The organism is Azoarcus indigens (assembly GCF_004361735.1).
Lineage (GTDB): Bacteria > Pseudomonadota > Gammaproteobacteria > Burkholderiales > Rhodocyclaceae > Azoarcus > Azoarcus indigens.
Window position 1 is genome coordinate 1 of record NZ_SNVV01000014.1, and the last position, 21,517, is coordinate 21,517.

The 21,517-nt window shown below is 59.7% G+C and carries 19 protein-coding genes and 1 pseudogene; 5 read left to right on the forward strand and 15 right to left on the reverse strand.

Translation table 11 applies throughout. From position 1 onward, the window contains the following. Positions 1 to 233: 233 nt before the first annotated feature. The 14 genes from C7389_RS15675 to C7389_RS15740 all read right to left on the reverse strand — a co-directional run bounded on the left by C7389_RS15675 (position 234) and on the right by C7389_RS15740 (position 15,213). Positions 234 to 2,012, reverse strand: coding sequence for a DUF5672 family protein (locus C7389_RS15675; RefSeq protein ID WP_133593163.1), 1,779 nt, complete (start codon positions 2,010 to 2,012; stop codon positions 234 to 236). Positions 2,013 to 2,120: 108 nt separating this feature from the next. Beyond that, entirely contained in the window at positions 2,121 to 2,984 is an 864-nt protein-coding gene (locus C7389_RS15680) for a hypothetical protein (protein ID WP_133593165.1), read from the reverse strand. Between the two features lie 139 nt (positions 2,985 to 3,123). After that, positions 3,124 to 4,299: a glycosyltransferase family 2 protein gene (locus C7389_RS15685; protein ID WP_133593167.1), complete on the reverse strand. Its 1,176-nt coding sequence runs from the start codon at positions 4,297 to 4,299 to the stop codon at positions 3,124 to 3,126. Further along, the gene (locus tag C7389_RS15690; protein WP_162851756.1) at positions 4,296 to 5,138 is read right to left on the reverse strand and encodes a class I SAM-dependent methyltransferase; all 843 of its coding nucleotides are present in this window, start codon (positions 5,136 to 5,138) and stop codon (positions 4,296 to 4,298) included. Before C7389_RS15690 ends, C7389_RS15685 begins: the two co-directional genes overlap by 4 nt. Positions 5,139 to 5,214: 76 nt before the next feature. Continuing rightward, positions 5,215 to 6,093, reverse strand: coding sequence for a dTDP-4-dehydrorhamnose reductase (gene rfbD / locus C7389_RS15695; protein WP_133593171.1), 879 nt, complete (start codon positions 6,091 to 6,093; stop codon positions 5,215 to 5,217). Next, positions 6,090 to 6,626, reverse strand: coding sequence for a dTDP-4-dehydrorhamnose 3,5-epimerase (rfbC, locus tag C7389_RS15700; RefSeq protein ID WP_133593173.1), 537 nt, complete (start codon positions 6,624 to 6,626; stop codon positions 6,090 to 6,092). The genes rfbD and rfbC overlap by 4 nt, the downstream gene beginning before the upstream one ends. Continuing rightward, positions 6,626 to 7,849, reverse strand: a complete 1,224-nt coding sequence (locus tag C7389_RS15705) for a class I SAM-dependent methyltransferase (protein ID WP_133593175.1) — start codon at positions 7,847 to 7,849, stop codon at positions 6,626 to 6,628. The genes rfbC and C7389_RS15705 overlap by 1 nt, the downstream gene beginning before the upstream one ends. Then, entirely contained in the window at positions 7,846 to 8,913 is a 1,068-nt protein-coding gene (gene rfbG, locus C7389_RS15710) for a CDP-glucose 4,6-dehydratase (RefSeq protein WP_211168587.1), read from the reverse strand. Before rfbG ends, C7389_RS15705 begins: the two co-directional genes overlap by 4 nt. Then, positions 8,910 to 9,680, reverse strand: a complete 771-nt coding sequence (gene rfbF / locus C7389_RS15715; protein WP_133593179.1) for a glucose-1-phosphate cytidylyltransferase — start codon at positions 9,678 to 9,680, stop codon at positions 8,910 to 8,912. The genes rfbG and rfbF overlap by 4 nt, the downstream gene beginning before the upstream one ends. Positions 9,681 to 9,684: 4 nt before the next feature. After that, positions 9,685 to 10,770 (reverse strand): putative sugar O-methyltransferase, encoded by a 1,086-nt coding sequence (locus tag C7389_RS15720; protein ID WP_133593182.1) that lies wholly within the window; start codon positions 10,768 to 10,770, stop codon positions 9,685 to 9,687. 4 nt (positions 10,771 to 10,774) lie between these two features. Further along, complete coding sequence (locus tag C7389_RS15725) at positions 10,775 to 12,070, reverse strand: ABC transporter ATP-binding protein (protein ID WP_133593184.1); 1,296 nt, start codon at positions 12,068 to 12,070, stop codon at positions 10,775 to 10,777. Between the two features lie 10 nt (positions 12,071 to 12,080). After that, a complete protein-coding gene (locus C7389_RS15730) occupies positions 12,081 to 12,923 on the reverse strand; it encodes an ABC transporter permease (RefSeq protein ID WP_211168588.1) in 843 nt (280 codons plus the stop codon). 72 nt (positions 12,924 to 12,995) lie between these two features. Next, the gene (gene gmd, locus C7389_RS15735) at positions 12,996 to 14,102 is read right to left on the reverse strand and encodes a GDP-mannose 4,6-dehydratase (protein WP_133593186.1); all 1,107 of its coding nucleotides are present in this window, start codon (positions 14,100 to 14,102) and stop codon (positions 12,996 to 12,998) included. Between the two features lie 49 nt (positions 14,103 to 14,151). Continuing rightward, positions 14,152 to 15,213, reverse strand: coding sequence for a GDP-L-fucose synthase family protein (locus C7389_RS15740; RefSeq protein ID WP_168977714.1), 1,062 nt, complete (start codon positions 15,211 to 15,213; stop codon positions 14,152 to 14,154). 225 nt (positions 15,214 to 15,438) lie between these two features. On the opposite strand from C7389_RS15740, the pseudogene C7389_RS25490 reads away from it, so the two are divergent. Then, positions 15,439 to 15,655, forward strand: a pseudogene (locus tag C7389_RS25490) (transposase); the annotation flags it as partial. A gap of 259 nt (positions 15,656 to 15,914) precedes the next feature. Here the strand turns inward: C7389_RS25490 and polA are convergent. Continuing rightward, positions 15,915 to 18,635 (reverse strand): DNA polymerase I, encoded by a 2,721-nt coding sequence (gene polA, locus C7389_RS15750; protein ID WP_133593188.1) that lies wholly within the window; start codon positions 18,633 to 18,635, stop codon positions 15,915 to 15,917. An 83-nt stretch (positions 18,636 to 18,718) separates the two neighbouring features. Here polA and C7389_RS15755 point away from each other — a divergent pair, with 83 nt between their 5' ends. The 4 genes from C7389_RS15755 to C7389_RS15770 are packed head-to-tail and all read left to right on the forward strand — an operon-like array spanning position 18,719 to position 21,374. Beyond that, a complete protein-coding gene (locus tag C7389_RS15755) occupies positions 18,719 to 19,444 on the forward strand; it encodes an LOG family protein (protein WP_133593190.1) in 726 nt (241 codons plus the stop codon). A 60-nt stretch (positions 19,445 to 19,504) separates the two neighbouring features. Further along, positions 19,505 to 19,831: a DUF2782 domain-containing protein gene (locus C7389_RS15760; RefSeq protein ID WP_133593193.1), complete on the forward strand. Its 327-nt coding sequence runs from the start codon at positions 19,505 to 19,507 to the stop codon at positions 19,829 to 19,831. Between the two features lie 58 nt (positions 19,832 to 19,889). Next, positions 19,890 to 20,408: a DNA-deoxyinosine glycosylase gene (locus tag C7389_RS15765; protein WP_133593195.1), complete on the forward strand. Its 519-nt coding sequence runs from the start codon at positions 19,890 to 19,892 to the stop codon at positions 20,406 to 20,408. 21 nt (positions 20,409 to 20,429) lie between these two features. After that, the gene (locus C7389_RS15770; RefSeq protein WP_133593197.1) at positions 20,430 to 21,374 is read left to right on the forward strand and encodes a homoserine kinase; all 945 of its coding nucleotides are present in this window, start codon (positions 20,430 to 20,432) and stop codon (positions 21,372 to 21,374) included. The last annotated feature ends 143 nt before the right edge of the window (positions 21,375 to 21,517 follow it).

Consider the following 21,517-nt stretch of genomic DNA (forward strand, 5'->3'; position numbering starts at 1 on the left):
GGTTGATTCCAAGCTCGGCGGCGACCGCCGTTTGGCTATGCCCGCGCCCCAGCATTCGAATCACCGTCCGCCGAAGCTGCTCGCGCGCTGCTGGCTCAAGCTTTCTGACATCGATCTTTTCCATGTCAGGAGTATACGACTGTTTTCTATTTTAGGACCGGGTTAATAACTTACGTGTACAGTCCGTTCGCTTGCGCGCGGAATATGCCTACCTCGACTGCAGGAGCAGGCACCTAGCTTGTCTTGACGAACAGCTTCTTGGTCTTCTTGATCAGCATCAGGACGATCAGCTTCACGTACTGCTTGCCGTGCAGGGACAGGATGCTCCAGAGCCCGGCCAGCAGCAGTGACCGTAGCCGGCGATCACCGACTTTGAGGATCATGCGGGTGAATCGCACGGGCCCGACCTGCCGCAGGCCGCTAAAGCCATGCAACAATCGGATTTCTTCGTCCTGCAGATAGTGGCCGATGGTGGTCAGCGTCTTCATGTACCGGACATAGTCTTGCGCGGTCTTCTCGGCATTCTTGCCACCGTATAGTTCCGTGCTCAAGCCCCCGACGCGGTAGTGCACCACGGTCTCCGGGACCGACACTACCTGGAATCCCCCCATGAGAATGGCCACGAACAAAAGGTTTTCGGCCGTGATGTGTCCACGGGTAAAGGGGTCGATGGTGTGGATGACACTTCGCTTGATCAGCGTCGCTTGATGCACGACGCCGAAGCAATACAGCACGGAGGGCAGATGCGTCGAAAAAGGCACGGTGCCTTTGTCCGTTACCAGGCCGGTTTCTCCGAAGGCCATGTCGGCATTCGTGGCGGTCATTTTCTGCACCAACAGGGCCAGGGCATACGGCGTTCTGAAATAATCGTCGGAGTTCATAACGGAGATCAGATCGCCGGTCGCGAAATCCACGCCATTTTTCATCCCTTCCCACACCGACCGATCCGCCTTGCAATGGAAGGCGATATTGCCGGCGTGGCCATAGCGCTCCTGCAGCATGGCAAACGTCCCGTCGGTGGAAGCGCCATCGAGCAGAACGATTTCCACGCGTTCATACGTTTGCGAAAGCACGGAGTTGATGGCCTGGTCGAATGTCTCTGCGCGACCGGAAGTGATCAGGTTCTTGACGATCATGACAACGGAAACTAGCGGCTTCGTCAGGGCCGGTTCGCTGTCGTAACACTGGGCCTTACGGGAAAAAAATCCGCGTACATAACCCAAGTAGTCGGCATCTACATATTTGTCGTAGCCATGGATGCCCAGCGGGGGGGCGAGCCTCAACACTTCCTTTTGCAACAGGGCATAGTTCACTTCGCAGGCGAAGGTCAACGCCGTCTTGCTGTCTGGAATGGCAATGCGGTTGCCGCACAAGGGGGCGATGACGGTAAAGAACACGTCCTCGTAGATGTTGTACTTCTGGCAGGTGCCACGCCAGTCTCGCGCCAATTCACGCAGCAACCAGAACAGAATGCGGATGAACCCCCAGCGCCGGTTCCGCGCAAGAAACCATAGCGCCTGACCAATGCGCCGCAGGCTGACGCCGGGCTTGAATGTTTCCAGGACACGGAAGCAGCTGTCGACCCGCCGCAGGCTCAAGCCACCGTTCCCGCCAAAGGGGGCCATGCGCTGCAAGAAATGGGTGCGGCCGCAGGGCGGCAGAAACAGCGGTGCGCCGATGAAGTCATAGCCGGCATCCATCCAGAACGCCAGGCGATCCTGGAATATCCAAGCGTCGAGATGGCAGATCAGCATGTACTCGTAGTCGCGGTACAGGCGGTAGAAGGCCGGATCCGTGCCCATCTTGTTGACGGCTGCCGGGCTGCCGAAATAGTGTGCCGCCACAAGCCTCACCGAGCCGGCAATGCCATGTTCAGCAAAAAAAGCCTCGTACCAGGAAGGACTGCAGGTTTCCGGCAGGATGACCTCAAGCGCATGGCCTCGCAGTTCGGTGGCGTTGTGTCGCAAGGTGGCCGCCAGTTCGTCATCGAGCTGTTCCAGATGGGTGGGCACCAAAACAATCAGTCGTTGTTTTGCGTGGCCACGCGGGCTTGCGTCTGTGGATGCGGCTATCGTCGCTTGCATGCGTTCAAGAATGAATGTGCTGTGAGGGGTACATCGTCATCGCAACAAAGACCGAAGGCGGGACCCAATGCGTTGTTTGAGGTTGCGCAACTTGATTTCCAGGCGCTGATGTGGATAGATGAGAGCGAACGGCGTGTAAGTGCGTAACCAGAATCCGGCCTTGATCAGCGTCGAAGCGTCCTGATAGATCCTCGTCTGATTGTCCGCCAGCATCAGATTGCCTTGACTGCCGGACCGGAAGATGCAGGCACGCCACAGCTTGCCCGGTGGCACCATGCCCTTTTTCCCCACCACCAGGGCGTGACGCCCCGACGCTTGAATCGTTCTGGTCAGAGACCACTCTCCGGCTTCGAACTGATAGGCTTGGAGCTTGCTTTCCATGGGCCTGTTTTCCAGCGCATCGATATAGCTTTGCCTGGCGATCATGAAACCGTTGGTCCGAATATGGTAGTTCGGATACTCCAGAAATCCAGGCCAGAAAGGGAAGTGCGTTTCCAGGTTGGCACTCAAACCCACCAGGCCCACCTGTGTGTCCGATGTGAACGCCTCATAGGCCTTGTCCAGCCAACCAGCATGCAAGGGTTCTGAATAGGTGTTCATGAAGAAGACGATGGGAGCGTCGATCTGAAACGCGGCCTTGCGATAAGCTACTAGATCGAAGCCTTCATCGTTGATATCGATGAAGGCAGGCGACAAGGCCTGGAAAAAACAATATTGCGCTGGCAGCCGCTCGGCGTCAAAGCCCTTGTTCACGATGTACAGACGATGCGGTACCGTCGGACGAAAGCGTTGATAGGCCTTTACGAAACGCTCGCGACCAAGCCGCTCGGATGTTGTCTGGCAGCGGTTGAGATAAACAACTGCAAGGCTGGGTAGGGTGTCACCCACCAAATTTTGCATGAATGGCCTCTGGCTCAGGAAGGGCGTCAAACGTGTGTCAGTCGCACGTCACGGCGCTGAGACCGTATGACACCCAGCGTGTCGTCGTGCGTGGTGTGAAGGGCTGAAAGCCACTGCGCCAGGCTCGGGGCCGGCCTGTTCACATCGGGTCTGATCGACGTGCAAAAAAGTCGTAGACCTCCATCATGTTCTCGAATCGCCCCGGTGTAGGTGGCATTTCGGCAGGCGGGTGCGACTTGGCCTGAGTGATGAGCTCATCGGCTTTCTTCTTTCGCTTCTCGTCATTGGTGAAGGTGTTTGCCAACATCCATGGCCAGACGAATTGCCGTCTTTCCTGCCAAGTCGTCTTTTTATGCAGGGCTGCAATGCGCGACGCCTTGTGCCGATCGTTGCGCAGCGCATTGGCGAAGACGGCGCGCATCTGCAATTCGCGATAGCGGGCATGGTTGGCTTTCAAGCCAAGGCGCAGGGCGACCGTTTCCATGGCCATGAGCCAGCAGTTATTCATGTCCGTGCCCGGCAACACCACCTGGTCAAGATGGGCCAGCAAGGGATCGGACTGCATATTGTTCAGGAACGCCGTCCCAGCGGACTCCTTGTCATTGAAGTAATAGTAGCCAAATGACTTGGGGCTGATGCCGATGGTGACCATCGGCGCGGGGACGATCAGGATGCTGTCGGCCAGGTACAGCAGTACGTTGGCAGCGTAATAGTCTGGATACGGTGACTGATAGAAAGTGCCAAAGGCCTGCAGGCGATCAACGGCCTTTCTGCTCACCAGGAAGAATTGCATGTTGTAGTCGAAGTTCACCCGGAAATCGAGTGAGTCATCGACGTATTCACGCGCTTCGGTCTTGGATAGCAGGAAGGCCTGCTTGCTGTCTTTGAAGATGCTGCGCTTTTCGTAGCTGATCAGAAAACCGTCCGGCGAGCCCATCAGTACGCCAGGATAGGCATAGAGCAAGGCGCAGGTGTAGAGCACCTCGGGAGCCTCATGGGTTTCGATTAGGCGACGCGCTGATGAAAAATAGCCAGGAAGAATGCCATCGTCATCGCCCAGCATGATGATGTAGTCGCCCGTGCAATGCGCAAGGGCCCGGTTCCAGTTGTCCGTGACGGGAATCAGGCTGTCCGAGCGAATGTAGCGAATGCGCTCGTCTGCCAGGGCATCGACGAAACCGCGGATATCATCATCCGAAGCGTTGTCCGACACGACGACCTCCCAATCGTCATAGTCCTGGCGTCGCACCGTCTCGACGGCCAGGCGCAGCAGATCCAGTCGATTGCGCGTGGGTAACAGCACCGAAAACTTCATGATCCTGCCTTTCTGAATACCAGGGTATAGGCGCTGCCACGGCCTTCTTTCTGGTCCCAGCGGCGCATCAGTCGGGCGAGCTTTTTCCCTATGCCGTGCATGAATGCCTTGCGTTTCGGATCGCGCATGAAATTACCCAACCAGTATTCCCAGCCGAAAGTATTCCAGCCGCGCGCCCCTTCGTCGTCGGTGGTGGCGGACTCCAGTGTGAGTCCATACATCCGGGCGCGTTCAACCAAGACTTCCTTGGGGATCAGGTACAGATGGCGCGGCGCATCCACATGCGGCCACCGCTTGCCGATGACCTTGAATTGAAAGGCCTCGGGGTTGGGCGCAGCCAGGATGAATATGCCATCAGGCTTGAGACTTCTGGCAATGTGATCCATGGTCTTCCAGGGATCCACCAGATGCTCAATCACATGCCACAGGGCAATGACATCGAACGGCTCCAGCGAGAGCAGGGCGGCGTCTGTGTCGGCCGTATTGACAGTCGGGATATGCGCCACGTTATTGAGGTATTGGCTGCACTCCGTACTCATCTCGATGGCGTTGGCCTCGAATCCGGCCAGTTTCGCGGCGTAGGAGAAGGTCCCCAACGACGGTCCGATTTCAAGCAGACGCCCCGAAGTTTTGAATCGACGGATGATGTCGATCTTGTATTTCTCTTGCCCATGGTTCTTATCGAGAAAGTCGATCGACTCCGGCACGTAGTAATAATCATTGGGGTAGTATCGCCCCAGATCATCGGGCACCGGATGGATGAACAGCAACGAACACTGTGTGCACCGATAGTGGCGGAAGTGTTCGTCGCCGATGCGTCGGTTGTAGTCCTGGGTCACGAAGTGCAGCTTGCAGGTGCTGCCGCAGTGAGAGCAGGAGGGGGCAACCGTGGTAGATGCCGATGACATGCAGCGATTAATCCGTGGTTGTCCTAAAGCCCTTGCGGCTCAGGTAGCGCTTCAATGCGTCGCGCCAGTGGGGAAGTTCGATGCCCAGGGCGGCCGCGCGGGTGTTGGCGATGACCGAATAGCTGGGACGCCGCATGCCGCCCGACAAGCCGCCACGGTCCACCGGGTTTACGACGGTGGCCAGGCCGCAGGCTTCGTAGATGGCTGCGGTGAATTCGGCCCAAGTGCATTCGCCCTGATTGACCAGGTGGTAGACACCAGGCTCGGCACCCTCGCAGTTGATAAGGGCGATGACTGCTTCGGCCAGGTCTGCCGTGTAGGTTGGAATGACGGTCTGGTCGCTAGACATGTCCAGCTTGTCGGTCTGCCTGGCGTCGGCAACACGCTTGTCGACGAAGTTGCCACCTTTCGAAACCGCGCCTTGCTCGCCATAAAGTCCACAGGTGCGCACCACATACGCGTGCCGGGGCGCAGCCGCGAGGGCGGCGTGTTCGCCGGCGAGCCGGGATATGCCGTAGATCTGCAAAGGCGCTGGCATATCGGTTTCGACGTAAGGCGTGCGTTGTCCTCCGTCAAAGACATAGTCCGTGCTGAAGGTCACGAGTCTGATGTTGCGCTCGGCACACAGGCGGGCAAGCCGATAGACGGCCACACAATTAACTTTCATGGCCTGGTCGGCTTGTTCTTCACACTGCGGTACGTTGTGGAAGGCTGCCGTGTTAATGATGATGCGAGGCTGATAGATGTCGATGCAGCGAAGCACCGACTCCGCATCGGTGATATCGAGTACTTCACGGTTTGGCGCGTGAATGCGGTCGGCAGCGGCGCCAGCCAGCAGGCTGCCGCCCAACTGGCCGGTCGCGCCTATCAACAGAATGTCTTTCATGGTTGCGTGGGCAGCAAAGGATAGGTCTGGTCTTTGTCCGAGATGGATGCCACCTCAAGCGGCCATTTGATCCCCAGTACCTGATCGTCCCAACGCAGGCCGCCGGCGTACCCAGGCTGGAACATATTGAACATCTCGTAAAAGACTTCGCATGCGTCTTCCAGGGTCTGGAACCCATGGGCAAAGCCTTCCGGAATGTACAGCGCGCGACGCGATGTGCTGTCCAGTTCTACGCCAAACCACTGGTGCAGGGTGGGCGAATCTTCGCGCATGTCGACAATGACATCGAAGATCCGGCCTGCAGTACAGCGCACTAGCTTTGCCTCGGCATGTGGGGCACGTTGGAAATGCATGCCACGCAGTGTGCCTCGCATAGCATTGAACGACACATTGGACTGCACGGGATGCTGGAAAATGCCGTGAGCCGCAAATTCCTGCTCGCAGTATGTCCGGCCAAAAAAGCCGCGTGAGTCTTCGAGTCGTTCTATGTCAATGACAAAGGCGCCGGCCAGAGGGGTAGGCGTAAAACGCATCAACGCACCTCGATGTGCGGCACGGCGGTAACGAACACGCCACCCCATTCCTTGATGAATGCTAACTGCTGCATGACTTCCTCACGGATATTCCACGGCAGGATCACCACGACTTCGGGCTTGCGCTCGCGGATTACATCCGGAGAAAGAATCGGAACATGGGTGCCCGGCAGATACTTGTCTTGCTTGGAGGGGGCGGCATCGCAGACATAGGGCAACAGGTCAGGCTTGACGCCTGCGAAGTTCAATAAAGTACAGCCCTTGGCCGCCGCGCCGTAAGCCGCCACGCGCTTGCCTTGCCGCTTTTGTTCGATCAGGAAGACCAGCAGGTCGTCCTTGATGCGTTCCGCACGCTTCTGGAATTCGACGTAAGGCTTGAGCTCGCGCATGCCGCGCGCCTCTTCCTCGGCCAGCAACGCCGTAACGGCGGCGGTGGTTTCGCGCTTGTCGTCGGCATGGGTGCCATAGACACGGATGCTGCCACCATGCGTGGGGATCTCTTCCACGTCGAACACGCGCAGCCCGGACTTTTCAAATATCTGGCAGACCGAGTACAAGGACAAGTAGGAATAATGTTCGTGGTAGACGGTGTCGAATTGCGTGAATTCGAGTAGGCGCATCAGATGCGGGAATTCCAGGGTGATGGTGCCACCGTGCTTGAGTGCGACTTTCAGACCCTTGGTGAAGTCATTAATGTCGGGCACGTGGGCATAGACGTTATTACCAGCGATCAGGTCGGCCTGGCGGCCTTCGCTGACCAGGCGCTTGGCCAGGGATTCACCAAAAAATTCACGCAGGACAGGTACGCCCAACTTTTCGGCGGCGTCAGCAGTGCTGTCCGTCGGTTCGATGCCCAGGCAGGAGACGCCGGCTTCCACAAAGTTGCGCAGCAAGTAGCCGTCGTTGGAGGCAACCTCGATGACAAAGCTGTCTGCCCCCAGGCCCAGGCGCTGCGTTATCGCTTCGGTGTAGCGCTTGGCGTGTGCCAGCCAGCTCTTCGATACCGACGAGAAGTAAGCATAGTCGGCGCTGAACAGGGCATCGGCCGCCGCATAGTCTTCGGTCTGCACCAGCCAGCATTGATCACAGACGAACAGCTTCAGAGGAAAATAGGTTTCCGGCTGTTGCAGGGCGTCGCGGCTGACATAAGCGTTTGAGGGGGGAGCGAAGCCCAGGTCCAGAAAGACGTGTTCGAGGGGTTTTTGGCAGTGACGGCAATTCATAGGGAACTCGTCGCAATATATGAATCGATTTGATTGAGGGTGATGCTTCGCATGTCGTCGCCTTGTTGATGGGCACGATGCCAGTTCACGATGTGATGCAGGGCATGCTCCAGTGACCAGCGTGGCGTCCAGCCGAGGGAGCCGCGTGCCTTAGAGCAATCGAGTTTGAGGTAGTGGGCCTCGTGAGGATGGTTGCCCTGGTCTTGTACCCAGCTGGCACCGTTGCCCCACAGACTAGTGAAACGCTCGGCGATCCAGCGTACGGGCTTGGCATCTTCATCGCGCGGGCCGAAGTTCCAGCCGTCGCAAAGCCCAGTGCCGCCTTCGTAAAGCTTTTCGGCGAGGGTGAGATAGCCCGAGAGCGGTTCGAGCACGTGTTGCCAGGGGCGGATCGCTTCCGGGTTACGCACGAAGACCGGTCGTCCCTGTTCGGTGGCACGCACCATGTCTGGGATAAGACGGTCCAGTGCCCAGTCGCCACCGCCAATCACATTGCCTGCACGGCCGGAGGCCACGCGCGCGGCATGGCCGCCCGCGCCGAAGAAGGACTGCCGGTACGCCGCGGTCACCAGTTCGCTGCACCCCTTGCTGTTGGAGTAAGGGTCATAGCCGCCCATGGCCTCGTTCTCGCGATAGCCCCAGGGCCATTCGCGGTTCTCGTAGCACTTGTCGCTGGTGACCATCACGACGACCTGCACGCTGGGGCAGTGCCTGACCGCTTCCAGGAGGTTGACCGAACCCATCACATTGGTGGCGTAGGTGTCCACTGGCACACTGTAGGACAGCCGCACCAAAGACTGAGCCGCCATGTGGATGACGATCTCGGGCTGGTGCTGCGCGATGGCGGCACTGAGTGCATCGAACTGCCGGATGTCTCCATGCAGTGACGTCATGCCTTCGCCGACTTTCGCGACTTCGAAGAGGCTGGGGTCACTGGGACTTTCCAGGGCAAAGCCGATGGTCTCGGCCCCCATATGCTGCAACCACAGGGACAGCCAACTGCCCTTGAAGCCGGTATGACCTGTCAGAAATACACGCTTGCCGCGCCAGAACGCCACATTCATTTCCAGATCTTCCAGGCTGCCTTACCGCTGCTCCAAAGCTCTTCCAGATGGACCTTGTCGCGCAGCGTGTCCATCGGCTGCCAGAAGCCATGGTGCAAATAGGCTCCCAGTTGGCCTTCGGCCGCCAGCCTCTCGAGCGGGTCGCGTTCCCAGGTGGTGTCGTCGCCCTGAATGTAATCCAGCACGCTGGGCGAACAGACGAAGTAGCCGCCATTGATCCAGCCGCCATCGCCGACAGGCTTTTCCTGGAAGCTGGTAATGCGTTGTCCTTCGAGATTGAGTGCACCGAAACGTCCAGGCGGCTGCACGGCCGTCAAGGTGGCCTTCAGGCCCGAGGCCTTGTGCTGCGCGACGGTGGCGCTGATGTCGACGTTGCCGACCCCATCGCCATAAGTGAAGCAGAAGTCTTCGTCGCCAAGATATTCACGCACCCGACGCAGGCGACCGCCCGTCATCGTCGATTCGCCCGTGTTCACCAGCGTGACGCTCCAGGGCTCAGCGTTGTTCTGGTGCACTTGCATTTCATTGGACGTTAGGTCGAACGTGACATCGGACAAGTGCATGAAATAGTTGGCGAAATATTCCTTGATAACATAGCCCTTGTAGCCACAGCAGATCACGAAGTCGTTGATGCCATGGGCAGAATAGACTTTCATGATGTGCCAGAGGATGGGCTTGCCACCAATCTCGACCATCGGCTTCGGTTTTACCGTGGTTTCTTCGGAAATTCTCGTACCAAGGCCACCGGCCAGGATTACCGCCTTCATAGCGTCACACCTTAAAAAGGGCCTCAAAGAATTCGTGATGCACGGGGTTTACCCTGGCACTGCACAATTCCCAGTGAGGTTTGGTCGGATAAATAATTGCTGGCACTTGCATTTTGTCTTCCGGGTTTTCCCAGAAAAGCCATTGCTTCGTATAAAAATAACGTGCCTTGCGGTCGATCAGATCGTAGTAATGGTTGATTTGCGTGCGTGACATTTCTTGAAGACTGCTGACGTTGATCAGCAGGTCCAGCGATTTGTCCGGCAACAGTTCGAGTTGATGCGGCAGGAGGAAGCAAATCTCCGCGCAGTCGAAATCTTCGCGGATCTCGTCGAAATGCGTGAAGTTGCGATACTCCATGCGATTGGCTGACGGGAACATATTGCGCAAATACCATTGCGACACCATCAGCGCGGGCGGCAGATCCACCAGAATCAATTTGCGTGCCACACCCTGCTTGAGCAGATGCAGCATGTAGGCCAGGCGGCCATAGCCCGCGCCGATTTCGGCGATGACATGTGTCTGGTTGAACGCATCGCCCAGGGATTTCCGGATGAAGCAGTATTCGAGATAGGAGTTCGCCAGATCCTGGCTGACCTGGCGCTCCCCCAGGCGCACCGACAGGGGATTGCCCAGCGTCGGTTCATTCAGGGCGCCATACAGGCCGTATTCGTCGTGATCCCGGACAAACTGGTCCAGCGCCACCACATACAAGGCATAGAGCCGACGCTGCAGCACCGTGCCCTTGTCGGTGTAGGACATATAGGTGCGATGCCACATCTCGCCGATGTTGGCGGTCAGGATGCGCCACAGGCGTCGCGGGAAGCGCCCGAGCGAACGCAGGTATCGTCCCACGACCGTTCGGAAATAGGCCGAACGCGTGCTCACCATCCAGTTGAAGTAGTTGTTGTTGACCGTGCGCTTAAAATTACCCAGGCCATCATCACGTAACCATTCGATGTTCAGGCAGTTGAGCTTGTCCCAGAACAGCGAGGCCTGATAGATCTCGTCGTGCGCCAGGTGATCTTCATACATGACCTCGAGCCGAGCGAAATCGGCCGAAGTGTCCTGTAGATTATGGGTGGAAGTCATAGTTTCAATTCGAGGCAGGGGTGACAGTCCATTTCAGCTTGGGTCGGACAACGCCTGGCATGGCGCCTACCCAACCGCCGCGCGTGGCATCCGCAGCCATGGGGTCGGCGACATTGAATGACAACGCATTCTTTTCGTAGAAGTGGACGTTGACGCCGTCTTCAAAGGAAGACATGGCCAGGCCAACAAAGTAAGCTCCCTCGTTGAGCAGATAGCCGGGCACCTCACAGGTGGCGGTGTAAGTGCCCGGTGGCAGCACGCGCGCGGCCTCCGCCACGGACACAAAGACGCAGTCTCCGCTAGCCGTCATGAAGTGGAAATTCGGGGCCAAGGGCAGGGCAGAGGCTTCCAGCACCTCATAGTCCATGCTCACCGTGAAACTGTCGGCGAGCGCTGTCTCGAGCATGGGCTTGCCCGCATGGTCGGCGACACTGGCCGACAGCAGGCGAACCAGATGATCTCCCACATGGCTAGCGCTAAAGTTCACGCTGCCCGGAGTGTCGATATTGCTTTTGTAGTATTGCAGGATGGCAGCCGAGGGCGTGCCATCCAACACCACTTGGCCGGACTCCAACAAAATAGCGCGATCGCACAAGGAGGTGATCGACGGCATGCTGTGGCTCACGAATATCACCGTGCGTCCTTCATGTCCGACGCTTTCCATCTTGCCCATGCATTTCTTCTGGAACTGGGCGTCACCGACGGCGAGCACCTCGTCGACGATGAGGATTTCAGGCTCCAGGTGTGCCGCCACGGCAAAGGCCAGCCGGACATACATGCCGCTTGAATAGCGCTTGACCGGCGTATCGAGAAACCGCTCCACGCCCGCGAAGTCGACGATCTCGTCAAACTTCTTGGCGATTTCCGCCTTGGACATGCCAAGGATTGCTCCGTTGAGAAAGACGTTCTCGCGGCCTGTGAGCTCCGGATGAAAGCCGGTTCCAACCTCCAGCAGACTGGCAACACGTCCAGTGATGGAGATCGAACCTGTCGTCGGTTCGGAGATTCGGCTCAACAGTTTCAACAAGGTGGACTTGCCGGCACCGTTGCGACCGATCAGGCCCACGCGATCGCCTTGGCGGATCTCGAAGCTGACATCCTTCAATGCCCAGAACTCTTCCACTTTGTCGCCCTGCACGACAGGGCGTCCTGCGAAGGTGTCGCGTGTCTTCCGGGCGAAGTTGCGAACGCCGTTGGTCAGAGCTTCCCGCAGGCTATTGTTGCCGTCGGCTGCCGCTATATTGTGGCCCACGATATAAGACTTGCCGACACGCTCGGCACGGATGGCAATGTGGCTCATGGCAATGGACTCAGATCAGGTCCGCGAAGTTTTTTTCCATTTTCCGGAATTGGTAAAGGCCGACCCACAGAAATAGGAGAATAACTCCACAGCTAATCCACAGGCCCGGGAGATAGGGTGACGGGCTGCCCAGAAGAGCCCACCGGAAACCATCGATCACGCTAACGGCCGGGTTAAGCGAATACAGCAGACGCCATTTCTCCGGGACGATACTGGAGGAGAAGCCAATCGGCGACGCGTAGAGGCCGAACTGAACAAAGAAAGGAATGATGTAGCGGAAGTCACGATACTTGACATTGAGCGACGCGGCCCACAGGCCAGGGCCGATGCTGACAAGAATGGCCATAATCAGAAAAAGAGGCAGGGCCACCACATGCCAGTTCGGTACGACGCCATACCACAGCATCAGCGCAACCAGGACAATAAAGCCGACCATGAAGTCAACTATCGAAACGACCAAGGAAGAGACCGGGACAATCAGGCGCGGGAAGTAGACCTTGCTCACTAGGTTGGCGTTGTTGATCACGCTGTTGGCCGTGCCCACCAGGCTGCTCGATATCAGTAGCCACGGCAACATGCCGGCATACACCATCAAGGCATAGGGTGTGGTGCCGTCAGTCGGCAGTTTGGCCAGCTTGCTGAAGACGATCGTGAAAACGATCATCGTCAGCAAGGGCTGCAACAAGGCCCACGCTAAACCGACGATGGTTTGTTTGTAGCGGACGGAAAGGTCGCGCCACGCCAGGACGATAAACAGCCCGCGATATCGCCAAATATCGCGCCAGTAGTGCTTATCGGCGAGGCCTGGGGCAATGACCTGAGTTGCGTGTCGGGACGGTTCAGCAGCGATCACGTACGAGCCTTCAATAAATCAGCAGATGCCTGTTTGCGACAACAGTTGGCTGCAGCTTGGGCTGGTCCATACTCACTCGTGATAGTCCATCGACTTATAGCCATGATGCTTGATGAGTTCATCTCGCTCGGCGGATTTGAGGTCTTCACGCACCATTTCGGCCACGAGTTCCTCGAAGATGGTCTTGGGCGTCCAGCCCAGCTTTGTCTTGGCCTTGGACGGGTCGCCCAGCAGGGTTTCGACTTCGGTGGGGCGGAAGTAGCGCGGGTCCACGGCGACGATGAGTTTGTCGCCGTCGGGGTTTTTCCAGTAGCCTTTTTCGTTCACACCTTCGCCTTCCCAGCGGATGGCCATGCCCAGTTCCTGGGCGGCGGTGTCGACGAAGTCGCGCACGCTGTATTGCACGCCGGTTGCAATGACGAAGTCTTCGGGCTGCGCCTGCTGCAGCATGAGCCACTGCATTTCCACATAGTCTTTGGCGTGGCCCCAATCGCGCTTGGCATCCATGTTGCCCAGGAACAGGCAGGCCTGCAGGCCTAGCTTGATGCGCGCCAGGGCGCGGGTGATCTTGCGGGTGACGAAGGTTTCACCGCGAACGGGGCTTTCATGGTTGAACAGGATGCCGTTGCAGGCGTAGATGCCGTAGGCCTCGCGGTAGTTGACGGTGATCCAGTAGGCGTAGAGCTTGGCCACCGCGTAGGGGCTACGCGGATAGAACGGGGTGGTTTCCTTCTGGGGTATTTCCTGCACCAAACCGTAGAGTTCGGAGGTCGAGGCTTGGTAGAAGCGGGTTTTCTTCTCAAGGCCCAGGATGCGGATGGCTTCCAAGATGCGCAGCGCACCAAGTCCGTCGGAGTTGGCGGTGTATTCCGGCTCTTCAAAGCTGACCGCGACGTGGCTTTGCGCCGCAAGGTTATAGATTTCGTCCGGTTGGGTCTGCTGGATGATCCGGATGAGACTGGAGCTATCGGTAAGGTCGCCGTGATGCAGGAAGAAGCGCACATCCTTTTCATGCCGGTCGCGGTACAGATGGTCAATACGGTCCGTGTTGAACAGCGACGTACGGCGCTTGATTCCATGCACCTCGTAGCCCTTATCGAGCAAAAATTCTGCAAGGTATGAGCCATCCTGGCCAGTAACACCGGTGATGAGGGCGACTTTGCGCTTTTCTTCAGACATGCTTTGATTTTCCTTGAGGACCTTACGGCCCTTCTTTTTCCAGTGACGCTTAGCCGCGGCCCTGCAGGTAGTCGTGGTAGGCGTTGCGAAGACCCGCCTTGAGATCGATACGCGCTTGCCAGCCGAGTCGTGTGAGGCGCCCGCTGTCCATCAGCTTGCGGGGGGCGCCGTCCGGTTTGCTGGCGTCGAATGCAATCTCGCCCCGGTAGCCGACTACCTCGGCCACACAGTCCGCAGTCTCCTTGATCGTCAGATCGGAGCCATAACCGACGTTGATATGGCTAAGCATCGGGAGCGTATTGGCATCGTAGACACCCTTGTCCAGATTCATGACGAAGACACTGGCTGCAGCCATGTCGTCGACGTGGAGGAATTCGCGATAGGGCGTACCGGTACCCCACAAACAAACGCTACCTGTCCAGGCAACACTGCGGCGTACGGCATCGAAGCCAATCATCTTGCAGACATCTAAGGGAATCTCGCCATATCGAACAGCATCAGCCTCGATCGCAGCCACATCACCAGCTTGCGCGAGTTTGGCCAGATGAAACTTGCGTATCATCGCCGGCAGCACATGGCTGTTCGCGAGATGGTAGTTGTCACCGGGGCCATACAAGTTGGTGGGCATGACGCTGCGGTAATCACGGCCGTATTGCCGGTTATAGCTTTCACACAGCTTGATCCCCGCGATCTTGGCAATCGCGTACGGCTCGTTGGTCGGCTCCAAGGTGCCCGTAAGCAGTGCCTCCTCGCACATGGGCTGGGGCACCGCCTTAGGATAGATGCAACTGGACCCCAGAAAAAGGAGTTGCTGAACGCCGTGGACATGCGCCGAATGAATCACGTTGGCCTGAATCATTAGATTGTCGTAGATAAATTCGGCCGGGTAAGTATCGTTAGCGTGTATGCCGCCTACCTTGGCTGCTGCCAGGTAGACCTGTGTCGGCCGCTCCGCCTCAAAAAAAGCCTCAACAGCGGCCTGATCCGTTAGATCGAGTTCCGCGCGCGTCCGCGTGACGACATTCTCCCCGGCGGCTTGTAACTGACGAACAATCGCCGAGCCAACCATCCCCCGGTGCCCGGCGACAAACACTTTTCTCTTCATTGACATTTACCGATATTCCACAAGGCAACGGACAACGCTGAAGACATGTAAGCCAGAGTAAACAGAGGCGCTCCGACGATTCACGAACCACGCCGACGCCAGATAACGAGCCAGATTCAAGAGGCCACAACACCCGCCCCACGGCCTAAGAAACGTTAACAAAATGACGAAGTGGTCTGCTCACCCCTGATTTCATTTGATAACCTCAGCTTTTTTTCCGAGGCAGAGAAAATGGCGAAACTGATACTGGACGACGAGTTGCGGGCGCTGATCGAACCGCTGTTGCCGCCGCCGAAGCCGCGCCGGGGAATGGCCTCCTGGACGCAAGCCACTGGACGACCGCAAGGTACTCACCGGGATACTCTTTGTGCTTCAGTCGGTTATTCCTTCGGAAATGCTCCCCAAGGAGATGGACTGCGGCTCATTTGTTGGCGACACTTGCACTAGACATACATGCATGCTGTTAGCGCCTCTAAGCGCTCAAGGTGCTAACAACTGCTACGCGCAGACTAACGACAAAGCCCCGCATTATCGCACCGCGGAATACGCTCCTTACACGAGGCAAAGGTAATAAATCCGAACAACCACCATCCAGTGCATCCACAGTTGCCAACGGTAAACCTGGGACGAAACTGAACGCCCGCAACTGCTGGCTTCGGTGAAAACTTTGCATTATGTGGTCTTATTGCCAAATGGCCCGCCAACCCTCAATGCGCCTCATCCCAGTTATCCCCCTCCCCCACCTCCCCCAGCAGCGGCACCTTCAACTCCGCCACGCCACCCATCAGCTTCGGCAGTTCGGTCCGCATCGTCTCGAGTTCGCTCTGCGACACCTCCAGCACCAGTTCATCATGCACCTGCAGCACCAACCGTGACTTCAAGCTGGAGCCGGCGAGCCAGCCATGCACGGCGATCATCGCCCTCTTGATCAAGTCCGCCGCCGTCCCCTGCATCGGCGCATTGATCGCTGCGCGCTCGGCCGCCTGCCGGCGCCCCACTTGCTGCGCACGGATATCCGGCAGATACAGGCGACGGCCGAATACCGTCTCGACATAGCCCTTGTCCTTCGCCTCCGCCTTCGTCCGCTCCATGTAGTCCGCAACGCCGGGATAGCGCGCGAAATAGCGGTCTATCCAGGCCTGCGCGGCGCTGCGTTCGATGCCGAGGTTTTTCGCCAGGCCGTGCGCACTCATGCCGTAGATGAGGCCAAAGTTGATTACCTTGGCGTAGCGGCGCTGCTCGCTGCTGACCTCGGCCGGCTCTACCCCGAAAACCTCAGCGGCGGTAGCCCGGTGTACATCCTCGCCTCGGGCGAAGGCGTCGAGCAGGCGGGCGTCTTCGGAGAGATGCGCCATGATGCGCAGTTCGATCTGCGAGTAGTCCGCGGAGACGATGACGTGATCGCGGGGCGCAATGAAGGCAGCACGGATGCGACGTCCCTCAGCAGTGCGGATGGGAATGTTCTGCAGATTCGGGTCGGTGCTGGCGAGGCGGCCGGTCACCGCAGTAGCCTGCGAGAAGGTGGTGTGCACCCGGCCGGTCCTGGGATTCACCATGCGCGGCAGCTTGTCGGTGTATGTGCTCTTCAGCTTGGCGAGGCTGCGGTGCTCCAACAGCAGCTTGGGCAGCGGATAGTCTTCGGCGAGCTGGGTCAGGACGTCTTCGTCGGTTGAAGGCTGCCCGGTGGCGGTCTTCTTCACTACTGGCAGGCCGAGCTTGCCAAAGAGGATTTCGCCGAGTTGCTTGGGCGAGCCGAGGTTGAATGGCTGGCCGGCGAGTTCGTGCGCCTCACGCTCGAGGTCCAGCAGGCGGCGGCCAAGTTCCTCGCTGTGCTGGGCCAGCAGGAAGGGATCGATCAATACGCCGGTGCGCTCCATCTCCAGCAGCACCGCCATGGTCGGCAGCTCGATCTCGCGATAGAGCGGCGCCAGGCGGCCGGTGGCTTCGACTTGCGGCCAGAGCCTGCGGTGCAGCCGCAGGGTGATGTCCGCGTCCTCGGCGGCGTACTCGGTCGCCTTGTCGATCGCCACTTCATCGAAGCAGATCTGCTTGGCGCCCTTGCCGCAGATGTCGGTATAAGGAATCGTGGTCAGCCCCAGGTGGCGCTTGGCGAGCGAATCCATGTCATGGGACTTGTCGCTTTCCAGCACATAGGACTGCAGCAGGGTGTCGTGGGCGATGCCGCCGAGCCGGATGCCGTGATTGAGCAGCACATGTGCGTCGTACTTGAGGTTCTGTCCCACCTTGAGATGGGCGTCCGATTCCAGCCAGGACTTAAGCGCCGCCAGCGTTGCGTCGAAAGGCAGTTGCGTGGGCTGGTCCGCGCCCCGGTGCGACAGCGGCAGGTAGGCGGCCTCGCCCTTGGCGACGGCGAAGGACATGCCGACCAGCCTGGCCTCCATCTGGTCCAGGCTGGTGGTTTCCGTGTCGAAGGCAGTCAGTTCGGCGGCATTCAGCTTGGCGAGCCAGGCGGACAAGGTTTCCTGGTCGAGGATGGTCTGGTAGCCGCCACGGTGGGCGGTCGGGTCCGCTTCATCGGTGACTTCGACCTCTGTCCCCGCCCGCGCCGGCTCGCTTACACTCCCTTCCGCCAGATCCTTCAGCCAGCCGCGAAACTCGAAGCGTTCGTACAGGGCCTTGAGCGCAACCTTGTCGTCCTCACGGGCTGGCAGGTCGGCGGCGCCGAAGGGCAGCTCAACATCGGTCACCACTGTTACCAGACGACGCCCCAGCGGCAGGAAGTCCAGGTGCTTGCGCAGGTTCTCGCCAACCTTGCCGCCGACCTTTTCTGCATTGGCGACGAGGTTGTCCAGTGTGCCGTATTCCGTCAGCCACTTCACCGCGGTCTTGGGGCCGCACTTCTCGACGCCGGGCACGTTGTCTACCGTGTCGCCGACCAGCGTCAGGTAATCGATGATGCGCTCGGGCGGCACGCCGAACTTGGCGGTCACGCCAGCCTCGTCCAGCACTTCCTCGCTCATGGTATTCACCCAGCGCACCCCGGGGCGCACCAGCTGGGTCAGATCCTTGTCTCCGGTGGAGATCACCACCTCCCACCCCTGCTCCACCGCCTGCCGGGTCAGGGTGCCGATGACGTCGTCCGCTTCCACTCCTTCCACGCACAACAGCGGCCAACCTTCGGCCTTCACCGCCTCGTGCAGCGGCTCGATCTGCACCCGCAGATCATCCGGCATCGGCGGCCGGTGGGACTTGTACTCCGGGTACCAGTCGTCGCGGAAAGTCTTGCCCTTGGCGTCGAACACACAGGCCCGGTATTCCGCCTTGTAGTCCCCTTCCAGCCGACGTAGCATCGACAGCACCCCCCGGATTGCGCCGGTGGGCTCACCCTTGGAGTTGCGCAGATCCGGTAGCGCGTGGAAAGCGCGGTAGAGATAACTGGAACCGTCAACGAGCAGCAGGGTGGGCATCCGGGAAAATCCTTGCGGAGAAGCTTGGGGCGCCCGGATGCAATGCATCCGGTTTATTTCAATAAGAACAAACGAGTACAGCGATGACCGCAAAAGAAAAATTGCCCGGCAGTCCCGCGGGCGCCGCGGCCCCGCGTTTCAGCGCGCGCGAGTCCTGGCGAATCTTCGGGATTATGGCAGAGTTCGTGGAGGCCACAGAGCGCCTGAATGCCATCCGCCCAGCCGTCTCCATCTTCGGCAGCGCGCGGATCCCGCCCGACCATCTCTATTACATGCAGGCGGAGAGAATCGCCCGTCTGCTGTCAGATGCTGGTTTTTCCGTGATTTCCGGCGGGGGGCCGGGGGTGATGGAGGCAGCGAACAAGGGGGCGTATTTCGGCAAAAGCCCCTCGGTCGGACTCAATATCCAGCTGCCGATGGAGCAGCAAGCGAATCCGTATCAGGATATTTCGCAAACCTTCCAGCACTTCTTCGCACGCAAGTTCATGTTCGTGAAGTTCGCTTCCGCCTACGTCGTCATGCCTGGCGGCTTCGGCACGCTGGACGAATTGCTGGAGGCGATGACGCTGATACAGACGGGCAAGAGCCGGCGCATTCCCATCATCCTTGTGCATGGCGCGTTCTGGAACGGGCTGCTCGACTGGGTCCGCGACCGCTTGGTCGCCGAGCGCATGATCAATCCGGCGGACCTCGACCTGGTGCAGGTCATCGACGAGCCGGAAGCGGTTGTCGAGGCCATCTTCAAGCACTACGAAACGCGCGGCTTCCTGCCGCTGCCCGAGGAACACGAATTGATGCTGAACCTCTGAGCCGGGCGGAAAGCCGCAGACCCCGCTCTGCTAGAATCGGCCGATATACAGGAGAACATCATGCGCCGCCTCTTAATCGCCGTGCTGGCTGCCGCAGCCTTCCCGGTCTGCGCTCAACAACCGCCCAACCTGGAGCCCATCCCCGAACCGCCCCCGCCGCCGCCGGGCATGACCGACGGCGCCGACGAGCCCCAGGTCACCATCCTGAAGCGGGGCGAGGACACCGTCACCGAGTACCGCATCCGTGGCAAGCTCTACATGGTCAAGGTCACCCCACCCCATGGCGTGCCGTATTACTTGGTGGACAAGGAAGGCAACGGCCAGATGGTGCGCGACGACACCGCACCCACGCTGTCCGTGCCGATGTGGGTCATCAAGTCCTGGTAAGGCTTTCCGCCGGCCTTAATCTCCCGGGCCGGCGGGTTCCGCCGCGCCGGCCCGCCTCATGTTCGTCGTCAGCAGCTTCCCCCCGGTCTTCCGCGAAGACGCCCGCGTGCTCGTTCTCGGCAGCATGCCTGGCGTCGCCTCGCTGACCGCCGGCCAGTATTACGCCCATCCGCGCAACGCCTTCTGGCCCATCATGGGCACGCTGCTGGGAGCCGATCCGCAACTGCCCTACGCCGACCGCCTGCGCCGCCTCCAGGACGCCGGTGTCGCGCTCTGGGACGTCATCGCCCACTGCGAGCGCCCCGGCAGCCTGGATAGCGCCATCGCTCCTGCCAGCGTGATCGCCAACGACCTCCCCGGCCTGCTCACTCTCTGCAGCGGAATCCGTCACGTGTTCTTCAACGGCAGTGCCGCCGAAACCGCTTTTCGCCGCCATGTGAAGCTGCCCGCCGGGCTGCCCCAGCCGCAGTTCATGCGCCTGCCCTCCACCAGCCCCGCCCATGCGGCGCGCAGCCTGACCGAAAAGATCGCCGCCTGGAGCGCCGTCGCCGCGGCGCTGGACCGGCCCTTGCCTTAGCCCACTTCCGGAACACGTCCGATGTCCGTCTTCACGCCCCTTCCCGAATCGACTCTCGCCACATGGCTGCGCGGCTACGCGGTCGGCCGCCTGGTCGAGCTGAAGGGCATCGCCGCCGGCGTGCAGAACAGCAACTTCTTCGTCACCACCACGCTGGGGCGCTATGTGCTGACGCTGTTCGAAGCCATCCCGCGCGCCGAGCTACCCTATTACCTGCACCTGATGGCCCACCTTGCCCGCCACGGCCTGCCGGTGCCGGCGCCCATCGCCGACCGGGACAACGAGTACCTCGGCACGCTGGAAGGCAAACCGGCAGTGCTGGTAATGCGCCTGCCAGGCCAATCCGTGATGGCGCCCGGCGAGCAGCACTGCGCCCGCGTCGGCGCCATGCTGGCCGGCCTGCACCTGGCGGGACAGTCCTACGGCCGGCGCCAGGAGAATCCGCGCGGGCCGGCCTGGCGCGCCGCCACTGCCACCGAGGTGCGTGGCTTTCTGCCGGCCGAGGAGCAGGCCCTGCTGGATACTGAGCTCGCGTTCCAGGCCCAGGTGGACAGCGCCGCCCTGCCCGCCGGCGCCATCCACGCCGACCTCTTCCGCGACAACGTGCTGTGGGACGGTGACCACATCGGCGGCGTGATCGACTTCTATTTCGCCGGCCATGACAGCCTGCTGTTCGACGTCGCCGTCACCGTGAATGACTGGTGCGCCACGGCCGACGGCAAGCTGGACGCCGCCCGCTGCGCCGCCCTGCTCACGGCCTACCAGGCAGAACGCCCCTTCACTGCCGCCGAGCGGTTGGCCTGGCCGGCGATGCTGCGGGCGGCGGCGCTGCGCTTCTGGCTCTCCCGCGCCGCCGACCACCATCTGCCGCGGGAGGGCGAAATGGTACTGGTGAAGAATCCGGACGAGTACCGCGACATCCTGCGCCATCGTATCGCCGCCCATCCGGCGCTACCCGAAGTTTGAACTCCCCCCTGCCATCGGCTAGCATCGGCCACCGTCGGCCTGCCCCGCCAGCGCAGTTGCATGCGCGCACGATTCCGGCCGACGACACTGAATCCTGCCGACATCCTCAATGAGCCCCCCAGAACCTCCGCCCCGCCCCCATC

Coding starts and splice junctions, on each gene's coding strand:
- C7389_RS15755 (WP_133593190.1), top strand. CDS start 18,719: ATGACCGCAAAAGAAAAATTGCCCGGCAGTCCCGCGGGCGCCGCGGCC.
- C7389_RS15685 (WP_133593167.1), bottom strand. CDS start 4,299: ATGAAGTTTTCGGTGCTGTTACCCACGCGCAATCGACTGGATCTGCTG.
- C7389_RS15760 (WP_133593193.1), top strand. CDS start 19,505: ATGCGCCGCCTCTTAATCGCCGTGCTGGCTGCCGCAGCCTTCCCGGTC.
- C7389_RS15725 (WP_133593184.1), bottom strand. CDS start 12,070: ATGAGCCACATTGCCATCCGTGCCGAGCGTGTCGGCAAGTCTTATATC.
- gmd (WP_133593186.1), bottom strand. CDS start 14,102: ATGTCTGAAGAAAAGCGCAAAGTCGCCCTCATCACCGGTGTTACTGGC.
- C7389_RS15680 (WP_133593165.1), bottom strand. CDS start 2,984: ATGCAAAATTTGGTGGGTGACACCCTACCCAGCCTTGCAGTTGTTTAT.
- rfbD (WP_133593171.1), bottom strand. CDS start 6,093: ATGAAAGACATTCTGTTGATAGGCGCGACCGGCCAGTTGGGCGGCAGC.
- polA (WP_133593188.1), bottom strand. CDS start 18,635: ATGCCCACCCTGCTGCTCGTTGACGGTTCCAGTTATCTCTACCGCGCT.
- C7389_RS15740 (WP_168977714.1), bottom strand. CDS start 15,213: ATGTCAATGAAGAGAAAAGTGTTTGTCGCCGGGCACCGGGGGATGGTT.
- rfbG (WP_211168587.1), bottom strand. CDS start 8,913: ATGAATGTGGCGTTCTGGCGCGGCAAGCGTGTATTTCTGACAGGTCAT.
- C7389_RS15705 (WP_133593175.1), bottom strand. CDS start 7,849: ATGAATTGCCGTCACTGCCAAAAACCCCTCGAACACGTCTTTCTGGAC.
- rfbC (WP_133593173.1), bottom strand. CDS start 6,626: ATGCGTTTTACGCCTACCCCTCTGGCCGGCGCCTTTGTCATTGACATA.
- rfbF (WP_133593179.1), bottom strand. CDS start 9,680: ATGAAGGCGGTAATCCTGGCCGGTGGCCTTGGTACGAGAATTTCCGAA.
- C7389_RS15770 (WP_133593197.1), top strand. CDS start 20,430: ATGTCCGTCTTCACGCCCCTTCCCGAATCGACTCTCGCCACATGGCTG.
- C7389_RS15765 (WP_133593195.1), top strand. CDS start 19,890: ATGTTCGTCGTCAGCAGCTTCCCCCCGGTCTTCCGCGAAGACGCCCGC.
- C7389_RS15720 (WP_133593182.1), bottom strand. CDS start 10,770: ATGACTTCCACCCATAATCTACAGGACACTTCGGCCGATTTCGCTCGG.